The organism is Microbacterium sp. NPDC089698 (assembly GCF_044749045.1).
Taxonomy (GTDB): Bacteria; Actinomycetota; Actinomycetes; order Actinomycetales; family Microbacteriaceae; genus Microbacterium.
Genome location: NZ_JBIVHE010000001.1, coordinates 901,084 through 915,848, shown reverse-complemented (window position 1 = coordinate 915,848; position 14,765 = coordinate 901,084). Strand labels below are relative to the sequence as shown.

Sequence of the window (14,765 nt, the reverse complement as noted above, 5' to 3'; positions counted from 1 at the left end):
CCGCGGCTCAGATCGAGTAGTCGGGGACCGACAGGATCCTCGCCGTGTTCTCGCCCTCGACGCGCGGCCTGGCCCTGGCGGGGACGCCGGTGAGGACGGAGTCGGCGGGGGCGTCCTTCGTGACCACGGCGTTCGCGCCGATCGCGGAGCGTGCTCCGATGACCACCGGGCCGAGGATCTTCGCGCCGGCGCCGACCACGACGCCGTCCTCCAGAGTGGGGTGGCGCTTGCCCGCATCGCGGGTGCGGCCGCCGAGCGTGACGCCGTGGTAGAGCATCACGTCGTCGCCGACCTCCGCCGTCTCCCCGATCACGACGCCCATGCCGTGATCGATGAAGAAGCGGCGCCCGATCGTGGCGCCGGGATGGATCTCGACGCCCGTGAGCCACCGTGCGACCTGGGAGCCCATGCGGGCCGGGAAGCGCCAGCCACGCGTCCAGAGGGCGTGGTTCAGCCGATGCGCCCAGATGGCGTGCAGGCCGGGGTAGAGCAGTGCGATCTCGAGTCCGCCGCGGGCGGCGGGGTCGCGGAGCCGGGCGGATGCGACGTCCTCGCGCATCCGCCCGGCCCACGACATGCCGGAGTGCGGCATCAGTCCTCGCGCAGGTCCTCGAACAGGGCAGTGGACAGGTAGCGCTCGCCGGTGTCGGGGGCGATCACGACGATGGTCTTGCCGGCGCTCTCGGGGCGCGCGGCGACCTTCAGCGCCTGCGCGACGGCCGCGCCGGCGGAGATGCCGACCAGCAGGCCCTCCTTGGCGGCCAGGTCGCGGGCGGTGGAGAGGGACTCCTCGAAGCCCGCGGTGATGATCTCGTCGATGACCTCGCGGTCCAGGATCGCGGGGACGAAGTTGGGGCCGATGCCTTGGATCTTCGCCGGGCCGGGGTGCCCCTCGCTGAGCAGCGGGGAGTCGGTCGGCTCGACCGCGATGACCTTGACCTCGGGGTTGGCGGCCTTGAGGGCCTGTCCGGTGCCCGTGATGGTGCCGCCGGTGCCGATCCCCGCGACGAAGACGTCGACGTCTCCGTCGGTGTCGCGCAGGATCTCCTGCGCCGTGGTCTCGCGGTGGATCTGCGGGTTCGCGGCGTTCTCGAACTGGCGCGCCCAGACGGCGCCCGGCGTCTCCGCGATGATCTCCTGCAGCTTCTCGATCGCGCCCTTCATGCCCAGCGCGGGGTCGGTCAGCACGAGCTCCGCGCCGAACGCCTTGAGCAGCACGCGGCGCTCCTTCGACATCGACGCGGGCATCGTCAGGATCACGCGGTAGCCGCGCGCGGCGCCGACCATCGCCAGCGCGATGCCGGTGTTGCCGCTGGTCGCCTCGACGATCGTGCCGCCGGGCTTCAGCTCGCCGGACGCCTCCGCGGCGTCGACGATCGCGATGCCGATGCGGTCCTTGACGCTGGAGGCCGGGTTGAAGGACTCGAGCTTGACCAGCACCGTGGCGTCGAGGCCCTCGGTGACGTGGTTCAGCTTGACGAGCGGGGTGTTGCCGAACGTGCTGGTGATGTCGGAGTGGATGCCTGCCATGACTGACCTTTCGATGGGCGCACTTCTTCGCGGATGCGACGGCCCCGTCCCGCTTCGGAGGAGGACCCGATCGAGCACAGCCTAAGGCGAGGGTGTGTGCGCCCGGTGAATGTGACGCCCGCATTACGCTGGAGGTCTATGTCCGCGCCCCTTGCCGATGCCCTCCGCCACGCCGCGACCGCCCTCGGCGACGCCGGTGTCCCGGATCCCGCCGTCGACGCAGAACTGCTCATCGGCCACGTCCTCGGTCTCGGCCGCGGCGGTGTGCAGGCCGCGGCGATCCGCGGAGACGTGCTGACCGACGAGGACGAGACGGCGCTGGCGGGTCTCGTCGCGCGCCGGGCCGCCAGGGAGCCGCTGCAGCATCTCACCGGCACCGCTCCCTTCCGCCACCTCGAGCTGGCCGTGGGTCCCGGCGTCTTCGTGCCGCGGCCCGAGACCGAGATCGTCGCGCAGTTCGCGATCGACGCGCTCCTGGCCGCCGCCTCGCCCACCCCGATCGGCGTCGACCTCTGCACGGGCTCCGGGGCCATCGCGCTCGCGCTGGCGACCGAGGTGCCGCATGCGAGGGTGCACGCGGTCGAGCTCTCGCCCGAAGCGCACGCCTGGGCGCTGCGGAACACCGCGGGGCAGGAGAACCTCTCCCTCGTCCTCGGCGACCTCGCGGCCGAGCTCACGGAGCTCGACGGCACGGTGGACGTGGTCATCTCCAATCCGCCGTACGTGCCGGACGAGGCCATCCCGCGCGATCCGGAGGTGCGTCTGCACGACCCCGCGCTCGCGCTCTACGGCGGCCCGGACGGGCTCGACGTGGTGCGCGCGATCAGCCGCAGGGCGTGGGCGCTGCTGCATCCCGGCGGCATCCTCGTGCTCGAGCACGCGGAGGTGCAGGGCGCCGCGATCAGGGACCTCCTGGCGGAGGACGGCTGGCGCGCCGCCGCGACGCACCGGGACCTCACCCACCGGGACCGCGCCACGACCGCTCTCCGTCCGTAGTCGGATCCGCGGCGGGGGAGCACCGGTCCAGGACGGCGTGCGGTGAGTCGCAGGCCCCGCTCAGGGCGTATCGCGCCGCGCCCCGTAGACTGGGCCGGTCATGTCCTCAGTCTTCGATAGCCGCGACGCGGATCAGATCCTCACCGGCATGCGCCAGGCCCGTCTGGCCATCGGCCGCGGCGAGCTGGTCGTGCTCCCCACCGACACCGTGTACGGCGTGGGCGCCGACGCCTTCAGCCCCGCCGCCGTGCAGCGCCTGCTCGACGCGAAGGGGCGAGGCCGGCAGCAGCCGCCCCCCGTCCTGGTCGGCAGCACCGCCACCCTCGCCGCCCTCGTGGAGACCGTGCCGGAGCCCGTGCAGCGCCTGGTCGACGAGTTCTGGCCCGGCGGCCTCACCATCGTGCTGCCCTCGCAGCCGTCCCTGGTCTGGGACCTCGGCGAGACCCACGGCACCGTCGCGGTGCGCATGCCGGACCACCGCGTCGCGCTCGCGCTGCTGGAGGAGACCGGGCCGCTCGCGGTCTCCAGCGCGAACCTCACCGGCGAGCCCGCCGCCGTGGACCTCGACGCGGCCAGGAGCATGCTCGGCGACAGCATCGAGGTCTACCTCGACGCGGGTCCCTCGGCCCGGGGGATCGCCTCCACGATCATCGACGCCACCTCGCTGGTCCGCCCCGGCGGCGATGACGCCAAGGTGCGCGTTCTCCGCGAGGGCGCGGTCTCGCGCGAAGAGCTCGCGCGCGTGCTCGGGGACCTGCTCGACGAGCAGCCCTGATCCCGGGCGGAGGAGAGCGACGACGTGAAGCAGTACCTGTTCACCGTGATCCTCACGGCGGCCGTGACCCTGGCCGGCTCGTGGGCGGTGTGGCAGCTGAGCCTGCGGTTCAAGCTGTATCCGGGGATCCGTGAGCGCGATGTGCACACCACGCCGACGCCGCGGCTCGGGGGAGTGGCGATGCTGCTCGGCATCCTCGCCGCCTTCGCCGCCAGCGCGGCGAGTCCGTTCTTCCAGATCATCTGGGCGCAGCCGCAGACGATGTGGTCGGTGCTCGGAGCGGTCCTGCTCATCGCGGTCGTCGGCGTGATCGACGACCTGTGGGATCTGGATTGGATGATCAAGCTCGGGGCGCAGTTCCTGGCGGCCGGACTGATCACGATCGTCGGCGGCCTGCAGATCGCCTCGCTCCCGCTCGCGGAGCCCGTGATCGGATCACCCTGGCTGAGCATCGTCATCACGATGTTCGCGATCGTCATCGTGATGAACGCCGTGAACTTCATCGACGGCCTCGACGGCCTGGTCGCCGGCGTCTGCCTCATCGCGAACGGCGTCTTCTTCGCGTACTCCTACATCATCGCCCGCGACATCGGCCAGTCCAGCTACTTCAGCCTCGCCCCGTTCATCGCGGCGGTGCTGATCGGCGCCTGCATCGGGTTCCTGCCGATGAACTGGAGCCCCGCCAAACTCTTCATGGGCGACTCCGGCGCGCTCGTGCTCGGGCTGCTCATGGCGACGAGCGCCGTGGCCATCACCGGCCAGCTGAACCCCGCCGTGCTGCCGAACGCCCAGATCGGCCGCTCCCAGCTGCTCGGGGCGTTCATCCCGATCCTGCTGCCGGTCGTGGTCGTGCTGCTGCCGCTGCTCGACTTCGGCCTCGCCGTGCTGCGACGCATGCGCGCCGGCAAGTCGCCGTTCTCCCCGGACCGCAAGCACTTGCACCACCGCATGCTGGACCTGGGGCACCGCGGCCGCGACGCGGTCCTCATCTTCTACGCCTGGACCGCGATCATCTCGATCGCCGTGCTGCTGATGTACATCGGATCCCGGGAGGGCTGGTACGGCGAGTACGCGGCCGGCGTGGTCTTCGGCATCGTCGGGGCCGCGGCGTGCCTCGTCGTCACTCTCATCCCGTCGCGCCCGCGCGCCACCCAGAAGGAATCGAAATGAGCTCCGCGAGCCCCCTGCCCTCCTCCGGACCGAACCCCGTCACCAGCACGCCGATCCTGCGCACGGCGCTCGTCGCGTCCGGGATCGCGGCCGTCGTGCTCGCGATCGTCGCCGGGGTCGTCGGGGGAGTGCTCAAGGGCGCCCCGGGGGTGTGGAGCGGCCTGATCGGCGCGCTCATCGCGGTGCTCTTCGGCGCGATCACCGCCGGCAGCATCCTCATCGCGAACCGCTGGTTCGGCCAGGAGCTGTACGTGCAGCTGTTCTTCGCGATCGTGATGGGCGGCTGGTTCCTCAAGCTGGGGCTGTTCTTCGTGCTCATCCTGGTGCTGCGAGGGCAGCCCTGGCTGGAGCCGATCATCTTCTTCTGGGCGCTGCTGGCCGGAGTGGTGGTCTCGCTCGCGATCGACGCCGTGGTGTTCCTCAAGATGCGCCTCCCCGTGGTCAGCGACGCGTCCCTGCCGACCGTCGCCCCCGAAGACGTCGCCCCCCGCGCCGGAACGGACTCCCAGCAGGCTCCGGACGCGGATTCAGGCAACTCACGGGTCTGATAGGCTGGGACCCGAGCCCGCTCGTCACGCGAGCGCTGCGCTGTGAAGCACATCGACCGACGCCCCGGTAGCCCCCGGTGCCCCGAAGCTGGAGCCCGCGCTGTTTAATCTTGCTGCGACCATGATTCCTCGACTGGCCAACGACAGCGGTTTCCACGGCCCGTCGATGGACGAGTTCTTCCCTGAGATCCTCTTCAACGTCTTCGGCGTCCCGATCCACCGGATCCACCTGGTCCAGTTCGTCTCGGTCGTCGCCGTCGTCCTGGTCCTCGTCCTCGGCACCCGCCGGATGAAGGTCGTCCCCGGCCGCTTCCAGAGCGTCGTCGAGATGGGCCTCGACTTCGTCCGCGGCGGCATCGCGCACGACCTGCTCGGCCGCAAGGACGGCGACCGGTTCCTGCCGATCCTCACCACGATCTTCTTCATGACGCTGTTCATGAACATCACCGGCATCATCCCCGGCCTGAACATCGCCGGCACGAGCATCATCGGCGTGCCGCTGCTGCTGGCCGTGATCAGCTACGTGACGTTCATCTACGCGGGCATCAAGAAGAGCCCGAAGAACTTCTTCAAGAACGCCCTGTTCCCTGCGGGCGTGCCGTGGCCGGTGTACATCATCGTCACGCCGATCGAGTTCATCTCGACCTTCATCATCCGCCCGGTGACCCTCACCCTGCGTCTTCTGATGAACATGGTCGTCGGCCACATGCTGCTGGTGCTGTGCTACTCGGCCACCGCGTTCTTCTTCTTCACGGCGGGCGGCGGCTGGGCCGCGCTCGGCGTGGGAACCCTCGCCTTCGGCGGCGCCTTCTCGATCTTCGAGATCCTGGTGGCCGTCCTCCAGGCCTACGTCTTCACCGTCCTCACCGCGGTCTACATCCAGCTCGCGGTCGCAGAAGAGCACTGACAACCCCTGCGGGCGGCGAACCTGCCGCCCACAACGAAAGGAAAAACCCGTGGACGCTACTACGGTTCTCGCAGCAGTCAACGGCAACCTCGCGGCGATCGGCTACGGCCTCGCCGCCATCGGCCCGGCCATCGGCGTGGGCATCGTCGTCGGCAAGACGATCGAGGGTGTCGCCCGTCAGCCCGAGCTGGCCGGTCGCCTGCAGGTTCTGATGTGGATCGGTATCGCCTTCACCGAGGCGCTCGCGTTCGTCGGCATCGCCGTCGGCTTCATCCCCTTCCCGTAATCCGCACTCGAATCCCGAAGGAGACAGGATGCTGAACGCTCTTGTCACGAACCTCGCGGCCGAGTCGAGTGCGAACCCGCTTCTGCCCGCATGGTACGACCTGGTCTGGTCGGCGCTGTGGTTCGTCGTGATCCTCATCGTGGTGTGGAAGGTCGCCCTTCCCCGCTTCACGAAGATGCTCGACGAGCGCTCCGCCGCCATCGAGGGCAACATCGCGAAGGCGGACGAGGCCCAGAAGCAGGCCGAGGCCGCGCTGGAGGAGTACACCCGCCAGCTCGCCGAGGCCCGCACCGAGGCCGGCACGATCCGCGAGACCGCCCGCGAGGACGGCAAGAAGATCGTCGCCGAGGCCAAGGAGACCGCTGCCGCCGAGGCCGCACGGACGACCGCAGCCGCGCACGCGCAGATCGAGGCCGAGCGCCAGACCGCGTTCGTCTCGCTGCGCAACGAGGTCGGCGGCCTCGCCCTCGACCTCGCCGGTGGCGTGGTCGGCGAGACCCTCTCCGACGACGCACGTGCGACGGCCGTCGTGGACCGCTTCCTGGCGGACCTCGAGGCCTCCGAGGCGGCGAAGTAATGGGCAGCGCGACCGCTCAGGCCCTCGAGGCGTCGAGCAGTGCTCTGACCGCCGCGCAGGGGATCACCCTCGACGTCGCCGGAGACCTGTTCTCCGCCACGCGCCTGATCGGTGAGTCCTCCGCGCTGAGCGGCGCGCTCGCCGATCCGTCCGCTCCGGTCGAGGCCCGCGCGGCACTCGTGTCGCGCGTCTTCGCCGGCGCCTCCGCGCCCGCGCAGCAGGTGCTGACCGCCGCCGTCTCGCAGCGCTGGTCCTCCGCCGCCGACCTGGTCGACGGCGTGGAGGAGCTGGCCGTGCGCGCCGCGGCGATCGCCGCACCCGACGCCGACATCGAGGGCGAGCTGTTCTCGGTGTCGCGCCTGGTGGCAGACAACGCCGACCTCGAGCTCGCCCTGGGCAGCCGCCTCGGCGGCGGCGAGGGCAAGGCCGCGCTCGTGCAGAAGCTGGTCGGTGCGAGCCTGCACCCGGCCACGTCGCTGATCCTCACCTCGCTCGTGCGCCAGCAGCGCGGCCGCCGCGTGCGCCGGCTGCTGAGCAGGGCGATGCGCATCGTGTCCACGCAGCGCGACCGGATCGTCGCGACCGTGCACACCGCCGCTCCGCTGAGCGCGCCCCAGCGCGACCGCCTCCGTGCGGTGCTGGCCGGTCGCTACGGCCGCCAGATCGCGCTGAACGAGGTGCTCGACTCCTCCGTCGTCGGAGGCCTGCGCGTGCAGGTCGCGGACGACGTCATCGACGGCAGCATCGCCGCCCGCCTCGCCGATCTCCGGCACAAGCTCGCGGGCTGAAACACGACTTCGCGCGGGAAGCCGCGCACCCATACACAAAGGGAAGACAATGGCAGAACTTTCGATCAGCCCCGACGTCATCCGTGACGCGCTGAAGGACTTCGTCGCCGCGTACGAGCCGACGTCCGGCACGGCGACCGAGGTCGGCACGGTCATCGACGCAGCGGATGGCATCGCGCACGTCGAGGGCCTGCCCGGCGTCATGGCGAACGAGCTCGTGACCTTCGCCGACGGCACCAAGGGACTCGCGCTGAACCTGGACGAGCACGAGATCGGTGTGGTCGTCCTCGGCGACTTCGCCGGTGTCGAGGCCGGCCAGGAGGTCACCCGCACTGGTGAGGTGCTCTCCGTCCCGGTCGGCGACGGCTACCTCGGCCGCGTGGTCGACCCGCTCGGCAACCCCATCGACGGTCTCGGCGAGATCGCCTCGGAGGGCGTCCGCGAGCTCGAGCTGCAGGCGCCCGGCGTCATGCAGCGCAAGAGCGTGCACGAGCCGATGCAGACCGGCATCAAGGCCATCGACGCGATGATCCCGGTCGGCCGCGGTCAGCGCCAGCTCATCATCGGCGACCGCCAGACCGGCAAGACCGCGATCGCGATCGACACGATCATCAACCAGAAGGCCAACTGGGAGTCCGGCGACGTCAACAAGCAGGTCCGCTGCATCTACGTCGCGATCGGCCAGAAGGGTTCGACCATCGCCTCCGTCAAGGGCGCGCTGGAAGAGGCCGGCGCCCTGGAGTACACGACCATCGTCGCCGCTCCGGCGTCCGACCCGGCCGGCTTCAAGTACCTCGCCCCCTACACCGGTTCGGCCATCGGCCAGCACTGGATGTACGGCGGCAAGCACGTCCTGATCATCTTCGACGACCTGTCGAAGCAGGCCGAGGCCTACCGTGCCGTGTCGCTGCTGCTGCGCCGCCCGCCGGGCCGCGAGGCCTACCCGGGCGACGTCTTCTACCTGCACTCCCGTCTGCTGGAGCGCTGCGCGAAGCTGTCCGACGAGCTCGGTGCCGGTTCGATGACGGGTCTGCCCATCATCGAGACCAAGGCGAACGACGTCTCGGCGTACATCCCGACCAACGTGATCTCGATCACCGACGGCCAGATCTTCCTGCAGTCCGACCTCTTCAACGCGAACCAGCGTCCCGCGGTCGACGTGGGCATCTCGGTGTCCCGCGTCGGCGGTGACGCCCAGGTCAAGTCGATCAAGTCGGTGTCGGGAACGCTGAAGCTCGAGCTCGCCCAGTACCGCTCGCTCGAGGCGTTCGCGATGTTCGCGTCCGACCTCGACCAGGCTTCGCGCCGTCAGCTGGCTCGTGGTGCGCGCCTCACCGAGCTGCTCAAGCAGCCGCAGTACTCGCCGTACCCCGTCGAGGAGCAGGTCGTCTCGATCTGGGCCGGAACCAAGGGCAAGCTCGACTCGATCGAGATCGAGGACGTGCTGCGCTTCGAGCGCGAGCTGCTCGACCACGTGCGTCGCAACACCAAGGTGCTCGAGACGCTGCGTGAGACGAACGTGCTCGACAAGGACACGATCGCGGAGCTGGAGAAGGCGACCGACGCCTTCCTCCTCGAGTTCCAGGGCGGCAAGGGCCACGGCATCAGCGCTCCCGGTCATGAGGAGCACAGCGCGGCCGACGTCGACGACGTGAACCAGGAGAAGATCGTCAAGGGCCGCCGCGCGTAATCGCGGGGGAATCTCAGAGCTATGGGCGCACAACTCCGGGTCTACAAGCAGAAGATCTCTTCTGCTCAGACGACCAAGAAGATCACGAAGGCGATGGAACTCATCGCGGCTTCGCGCATCCAGAAGGCGATGGCGCGCGTCAACGCGTCCTCGCCCTTCGCGCGGGCCGTGACGAGGGCCGTGTCCGCCGTCGCGACGCACTCCAACGTCGACCACCCGCTCACCCGTGAGCCCGAGACGATCCGCCGGTCCGCCGTTGTGATCTTCTCGAGCGACCGGGGCCTGGCCGGCGCGTTCAACTCGCAGATCCTGCGCGAGGGCATGGAGCTCGCCGAGCTCCTGCGCTCGGAGGGCCGCGAGCCGGTGTTCTACCTCGTCGGCCGCAAGGCCGTCGGCTACTTCCAGTTCCGGCGCCTCGAGGCCGCCGCGGAGTGGACCGGCGACACCGACACGCCGTCCTTCCACACGGCGGAGGCCATCTCCGCCGCGCTGCTGGAGGCGTTCGAGCGCGGTGGCGAGCAGGGCGGGGTCGACGAGATCCACCTCGTGTACAACCGCTTCGTCAGCATGATGACGCAGTCGCCCGAGACGGTGCGCCTGCTTCCGCTGGAGATCGCGGAGGCGGACGAGGCCGACACCTCGAGCGCCGTCTACCCGCTGTACGAGTTCGAGCCGGATGCGTCGACGGTGCTCGACGCGATCCTGCCGGTGTACATCCAGAGCCGCGTCTTCAACGCCCTCCTGCAGTCGTCCGCCGCCAAGCAGGCCGCGACGCAGAAGGCGATGAAGTCGGCCAGCGACAACGCCGACAAGCTCATCACCGACTACACCCGCCTGCGCAACAACGCGCGCCAGGCGGAGATCACGCAGCAGATCGCCGAGATCGTCGGCGGCGCCGACGCGCTGGCGTCGAGCAAGTAAGACCCTCAGGAGAGAGACGAAATATGACTGCCACCGCTACGACGGTCGTCGGCCGCGTTGCTCGCGTCACCGGCCCGGTCGTCGACATCGAGTTCCCGCACGACTCGATCCCCGACATCTACAACGCACTCAAGACGACGATCACCATCGGCGAGGAGTCGACGGAGATCACGCTCGAGGTCGCTCAGCACCTCGGCGACGACCTCGTCCGCGCCATCTCGCTCAAGCCCACCGACGGCATGGTCCGCGGCCAGGAGGTGCGCGACACCGGCGAGGCCATCTCGGTCCCCGTCGGCGACGTCACCAAGGGCAAGGTCTTCAACGTGATCGGCGAGGTCCTGAACGCCGAGCCCGGCGAGCAGATCGAGGTCACGGAGCGCTGGCCGATCCACCGCAAGGCCCCGAACTTCGACCAGCTCGAGTCGAAGACCACGATGTTCGAGACCGGCATCAAGTCGATCGACCTCCTCACGCCGTATGTGCAGGGTGGAAAGATCGGCCTGTTCGGCGGCGCGGGCGTCGGCAAGACCGTCCTCATCCAGGAGATGATCCAGCGCGTCGCGCAGGACCACGGTGGTGTGTCGGTGTTCGCCGGTGTCGGCGAGCGCACCCGTGAGGGCAACGACCTCATCGCCGAGATGGAGGAGGCGGGCGTCTTCGACAAGACCGCCCTCGTCTTCGGCCAGATGGACGAGCCGCCGGGGACGCGTCTGCGCGTCGCGCTGTCGGCCCTGACCATGGCGGAGTACTTCCGCGATGTGCAGAAGCAGGACGTGCTGCTCTTCATCGACAACATCTTCCGCTTCACGCAGGCCGGTTCCGAGGTCTCCACGCTGCTCGGCCGCATGCCGTCCGCCGTGGGCTACCAGCCGAACCTCGCCGACGAGATGGGCGTGCTCCAGGAGCGCATCACGTCGACCCGCGGTCACTCGATCACCTCGCTGCAGGCGATCTACGTGCCGGCCGACGACTACACCGACCCGGCCCCTGCCACGACGTTCGCGCACCTCGACGCGACCACCGAGCTCTCGCGCGAGATCGCCTCGAAGGGTCTGTACCCTGCGATCGACCCGCTGACCTCGACCTCGCGGATCATGGACCCCCGCTACCTGGGCGAGGACCACTACCGCGTGGCCACCACGGTCAAGCAGATCCTCCAGAAGAACAAGGAGCTGCAGGAGATCATCGCGATCCTCGGTGTCGACGAGCTCTCCGAAGAGGACAAGATCGTCGTCGCGCGCGCCCGTCGGATCCAGCAGTTCCTGTCCCAGAACACCTACATGGCGAAGAAGTTCACCGGTGTCGAGGGCTCCACGGTTCCGCTCAAGGACACGATCGAGTCGTTCGACGCGATCTGCCGCGGTGACTTCGACCACGTCGCCGAGCAGGCCTTCTTCAACGTCGGCCCGATCTCGGACGTCGAGGAGAACTGGGCTCGCATCCAGAAGGAGAACGCCTGATCATGGCCCTGCACGTCAGCCTCGTCTCCGCCGACGCGGAGGTCTGGACCGGTGAGGCCAGCCTCGTCGTCGCGAAGACCGTCGAGGGCGAGCTGGGTTTCATGGCCGGGCACGAGCCCGTGCTGGCCATCCTCGCCGAGGGTCAGGTCCGGATCACCCAGCTGGACGGCACCAAGGTGCTCGCCAGCGCTCGGGACGGCTTCGTCTCGATGGAGGGCGACACCCTGACGATCGTCGCGGGCAACGCGGCGCTCGTCGCCTGATCGAACCACTCACGCAAGCGCCGGACCCCCACGGGGTCCGGCGCTTGCGCGTCTCCACCCTTCTGAGGAGTCCTGCGCATGATGATCCTGCTGCCGCCGAGCGAGACCAAGCGACCAGGGGGGAGGAGCGCCCCGGCGGATCCCTCCGCATGGGCGCTGCCGGGGCTGCGGCACCAGCGGGAGCAGGTGCTCGACGCGCTCGTGGCGCTGGCCGCGGACGCGGAGGCGACCCGCCGGGTGCTCAAGCTCAGCGACAAGCAGCTCGCAGAGGCGGTGCACGACAACGCGGGGCTGCGGACCGCCCCTGTCATGCCCGCTGTCGACCGCTACACGGGCGTCCTCTACGACGCGCTCGACGCGGCCTCGCTCGACGGCTACGCGCGGCGCTGGCTCGGCGCGCACGCCCTCGTGCACAGCGCGCCCTATGGGCCGGTCGGCGCGCTGGATCCGATCCCGTCCTACCGGCTCGGCGCCGGTGCGTCCGTGCCGGGGCTGCCTCCCCTGCGGCGGCTGTGGGCCGATGCCGTGTCCGCGGCCTTCTCGGCGGCGGCGCCGGACTTCGTGCTGGATCTGCGCTCCGAGGCATATGCGGATCTGGGTCCCGTCCCGACGGATGTCCCCTCGGCCTATGTGCGGGTCGTGACCGAGCAGGGCAAGGCGCTGAACCACTTCAACAAGCACGCCAAGGGCGAGCTCGTGCGGCGCTTCGCGACCGAGCGCCCGAAGGTGGGGTCGCGTCGCACCCTCCTGAATTGGGCCGCTCGTGCGGGGGTTCCGCTGAGGGAGACGGCGGAAACCGGGGTCCTGGAGCTGGTCACGGATCAGCCGACTGCCCGCAAATAGTTCGTGAGTGCGACGCCCGGACACGGTAGGGTGTTTCGCGTCGAAGCACTCAGCTGATTCTCAGCTGTTGCTCCTCGATGCGAATGCATCACAAACCGATCCCCGGAGGGAAATATGGACTCTTACGGAGACAGCACCGCGCTCGCGGCTGCCTATCTGATCGCGGCGATGACGTGGTTGATCTTCGCCGTCGTCTTCTACGTGCTCGGCTCGCTCTTCCTCATGAAGATCTTCGAGAAGGCGGGCGTCGAAGGCAAGTGGCGTGCGTGGGTGCCCTTCTACAACGTGATGATCTTCCTGAAGCTCGGCGACCTGAGCCCCTGGCTCGCGTTCGGCTTCCTGCTCACGTGGGTGCCTTTCCTCGGCTGGCTCGTGGGCATCGCCATGGCCGTCCTCATGGTCCTCGCCGCCTGGCGCGTGGGGCTCAAGCTGCAGAAGAGCGGCGCCTGGGTCGTGCTGTACATCTTCCTGAGCATCGTGTGGCTCGGCATCAACGCGTTCGACAAGTCGCGCTGGAACCCGAACATCGTCCCCGCCTCGTGGGCGTCGAACGGATTCCTCGGAGACCGCACGGTCTGGCAGGGCATCCCGGTGCAGCCGACCGCGGCCCCTGCCCCCGGCTACGGCGCCCCGCAGGGCTACCAGCCGCCGGCCGCGCAGGGCTACGCCCCGCCCGCCGCGCCGCAGCAGCCCGGCTACGGCCAGCCGTCCGCGCCGCAGGCTCCGCAGTTCGGTCAGCCCGGCCAGCCGCCGCAGGGCTTCCCGCCGGCGGCGCCCCAGGCTCCGCAGCCGACGTTCCAGCCCCCGGCAGCCCCGCCTGCGGCCGCTCCCGAGGCTCCGGTCACCCCGCCGGCTCCGCCCGCGCCCCCGGCACCGCCGGCCGCGGCCCCGGACGCCGCTCCCGACAACGGCGAGCAGCCCCCGGCCTGATCACACCTGGGAAGCCCCGGTCTCGCGACCGGGGCTTCCTGCATGCCCGGCGTCCGCATCCCGGGTCGGCCTGTAGTTTGGAAGCATGAGCGCTGAACGTCGTGTCGGATCGTCCGGGCTCCTGGTCTCCGCGGTGGGACTCGGATGCAACAACTTCGGACGTGCGGGGACGGCGACCGAGACGCTGCAGGGCACCGTCCAGGTGCTGGACGCGGCGATCGACCACGGCGTGACGTTCCTGGACACTGCGGACATGTACGGCAAGGATCCCGGCCTCAGCGAGACCCTGATGGGGGAGGCCCTCGACGGCCGCCGCGACCGCGTGGTGCTCGCGACGAAGTTCGGCTACGCATCCGCGGACATGGGTTACGACTTCCCCGCAGGGTTCGCGTCCCGGCGCTACGTCCGCAAGGCGGTCGAGGAGTCGCTGCGGCGCCTGCGCACGGACTGGATCGATCTCTACCAGCTGCACTGGCCGGATCCGCTCACCCCGATCGAGGAGACGCTCGACGCCCTGGACGAACTCGTCCGCGAGGGCAAGATCCGCTACTTCGGCCACTCCAACTTCGCCGGCTGGCAGATCGCGGAGGCGGAGCTGAGCGCGGAGCGCAGCGCGCGCTTCATCTCCTCGCAGAACCAGTACTCGCTGCTGTCCCGCGCGGCCGAGCGCGAGGTGCTTCCGGCCGTGAACCGCTTCGGCCTCGGGTTCTTCCCATTCTTCCCGCTGCACAACGGCCTGCTCACGGGCAAATTCACGCGCGACGGCGGACCGGCGCAGAGCCGGATCATGCGGACCAGGGCGCACCTCTGGGAGAACGCCCCCTGGGACGCGCTGGACGCCTACCGCGGGTTCTGCGACGAGCGCGGCATCAGCATGCTCGAGGCGACGTTCGGCTGGCTGCTCGCACAGCCCGGCGTGGCCTCCGTGATTGCCGGCGCCACGTCGGCGGAGCAGATCGAGGCGAACGCCCGCGCCGGCGCGGCGTGGACGCCGACGGCCGAGGACGTCGCCGCGATCGACGCGCTTTTTCCGCTCCCGGCGGATCCGGCGGTCTGAGGCGCGTGTCGGCGCAGGAATCCA

17 protein-coding genes are annotated in these 14,765 nt (G+C 69.7%); 15 read left to right on the top strand and 2 right to left on the bottom strand.

What is annotated here, in order from left to right; translation table 11 throughout:
• Nucleotides 1–7: 7 nt before the first annotated feature.
• Together epsC and cysK are read right to left on the bottom strand one after the other, a co-directional pair.
• Complete coding sequence (gene epsC / locus ACIPY5_RS04375; protein WP_400967122.1) at nucleotides 8–592, bottom strand: serine O-acetyltransferase EpsC; 585 nt, start codon at nucleotides 590–592, stop codon at nucleotides 8–10.
• Nucleotides 592–1,530 (bottom strand): cysteine synthase A, encoded by a 939-nt coding sequence (gene cysK / locus ACIPY5_RS04370; RefSeq protein ID WP_400967119.1) that lies wholly within the window; start codon nucleotides 1,528–1,530, stop codon nucleotides 592–594. Before cysK ends, epsC begins: the two co-directional genes overlap by 1 nt.
• Nucleotides 1,531–1,668: 138 nt before the next feature.
• On the opposite strand from cysK, the gene prmC reads away from it, so the two are divergent.
• The 15 genes from prmC (at nucleotide 1,669) to ACIPY5_RS04295 (ending at nucleotide 14,741) form a co-directional block, all read left to right on the top strand.
• Complete coding sequence (prmC, locus tag ACIPY5_RS04365) at nucleotides 1,669–2,526, top strand: peptide chain release factor N(5)-glutamine methyltransferase (RefSeq protein ID WP_400967117.1); 858 nt, start codon at nucleotides 1,669–1,671, stop codon at nucleotides 2,524–2,526.
• Nucleotides 2,527–2,626: 100 nt separating this feature from the next.
• Nucleotides 2,627–3,301 carry an L-threonylcarbamoyladenylate synthase gene (locus tag ACIPY5_RS04360; RefSeq protein ID WP_309357295.1) on the top strand — a complete coding sequence of 225 codons (675 nt, stop codon included), beginning with the start codon at nucleotides 2,627–2,629 and terminating at the stop codon, nucleotides 3,299–3,301.
• 24 nt (nucleotides 3,302–3,325) lie between these two features.
• Entirely contained in the window at nucleotides 3,326–4,471 is a 1,146-nt protein-coding gene (locus tag ACIPY5_RS04355; RefSeq protein WP_400967113.1) for an MraY family glycosyltransferase, read from the top strand.
• On the top strand, nucleotides 4,468–5,019 hold the full coding sequence (locus ACIPY5_RS04350) for a hypothetical protein (RefSeq protein WP_400967112.1): 552 nt from the start codon (nucleotides 4,468–4,470) through the stop codon (nucleotides 5,017–5,019). Before ACIPY5_RS04355 ends, ACIPY5_RS04350 begins: the two co-directional genes overlap by 4 nt.
• A 121-nt stretch (nucleotides 5,020–5,140) precedes the next feature.
• Nucleotides 5,141–5,926: a F0F1 ATP synthase subunit A gene (gene atpB, locus ACIPY5_RS04345; RefSeq protein ID WP_309357291.1), complete on the top strand. Its 786-nt coding sequence runs from the start codon at nucleotides 5,141–5,143 to the stop codon at nucleotides 5,924–5,926.
• Nucleotides 5,927–5,975: 49 nt separating this feature from the next.
• A complete protein-coding gene (atpE, locus tag ACIPY5_RS04340) occupies nucleotides 5,976–6,212 on the top strand; it encodes an ATP synthase F0 subunit C (protein WP_045251710.1) in 237 nt (78 codons plus the stop codon).
• A gap of 28 nt (nucleotides 6,213–6,240) precedes the next feature.
• Nucleotides 6,241–6,789 carry a F0F1 ATP synthase subunit B gene (locus ACIPY5_RS04335; RefSeq protein ID WP_105686684.1) on the top strand — a complete coding sequence of 183 codons (549 nt, stop codon included), beginning with the start codon at nucleotides 6,241–6,243 and terminating at the stop codon, nucleotides 6,787–6,789.
• Entirely contained in the window at nucleotides 6,789–7,577 is a 789-nt protein-coding gene (locus tag ACIPY5_RS04330; RefSeq protein WP_400967107.1) for a F0F1 ATP synthase subunit delta, read from the top strand. The genes ACIPY5_RS04335 and ACIPY5_RS04330 overlap by 1 nt, the downstream gene beginning before the upstream one ends.
• A gap of 49 nt (nucleotides 7,578–7,626) precedes the next feature.
• Entirely contained in the window at nucleotides 7,627–9,267 is a 1,641-nt protein-coding gene (gene atpA, locus ACIPY5_RS04325; protein WP_309357289.1) for a F0F1 ATP synthase subunit alpha, read from the top strand.
• Between the two features lie 21 nt (nucleotides 9,268–9,288).
• On the top strand, nucleotides 9,289–10,188 hold the full coding sequence (locus ACIPY5_RS04320) for a F0F1 ATP synthase subunit gamma (RefSeq protein WP_309357288.1): 900 nt from the start codon (nucleotides 9,289–9,291) through the stop codon (nucleotides 10,186–10,188).
• Between the two features lie 23 nt (nucleotides 10,189–10,211).
• Nucleotides 10,212–11,648: a F0F1 ATP synthase subunit beta gene (atpD, locus tag ACIPY5_RS04315; protein WP_309357287.1), complete on the top strand. Its 1,437-nt coding sequence runs from the start codon at nucleotides 10,212–10,214 to the stop codon at nucleotides 11,646–11,648.
• A 2-nt stretch (nucleotides 11,649–11,650) separates the two neighbouring features.
• Nucleotides 11,651–11,911 (top strand): F0F1 ATP synthase subunit epsilon, encoded by a 261-nt coding sequence (locus tag ACIPY5_RS04310; protein ID WP_309357286.1) that lies wholly within the window; start codon nucleotides 11,651–11,653, stop codon nucleotides 11,909–11,911.
• Nucleotides 11,912–11,989: 78 nt separating this feature from the next.
• Nucleotides 11,990–12,754, top strand: a complete 765-nt coding sequence (locus tag ACIPY5_RS04305; protein WP_400967101.1) for a YaaA family protein — start codon at nucleotides 11,990–11,992, stop codon at nucleotides 12,752–12,754.
• A 114-nt stretch (nucleotides 12,755–12,868) separates the two neighbouring features.
• Nucleotides 12,869–13,684, top strand: a complete 816-nt coding sequence (locus ACIPY5_RS04300) for a large exoprotein (protein ID WP_309357284.1) — start codon at nucleotides 12,869–12,871, stop codon at nucleotides 13,682–13,684.
• Between the two features lie 85 nt (nucleotides 13,685–13,769).
• Nucleotides 13,770–14,741 (top strand): aldo/keto reductase, encoded by a 972-nt coding sequence (locus tag ACIPY5_RS04295; protein WP_400967098.1) that lies wholly within the window; start codon nucleotides 13,770–13,772, stop codon nucleotides 14,739–14,741.
• Nucleotides 14,742–14,765 lie beyond the last annotated feature (24 nt).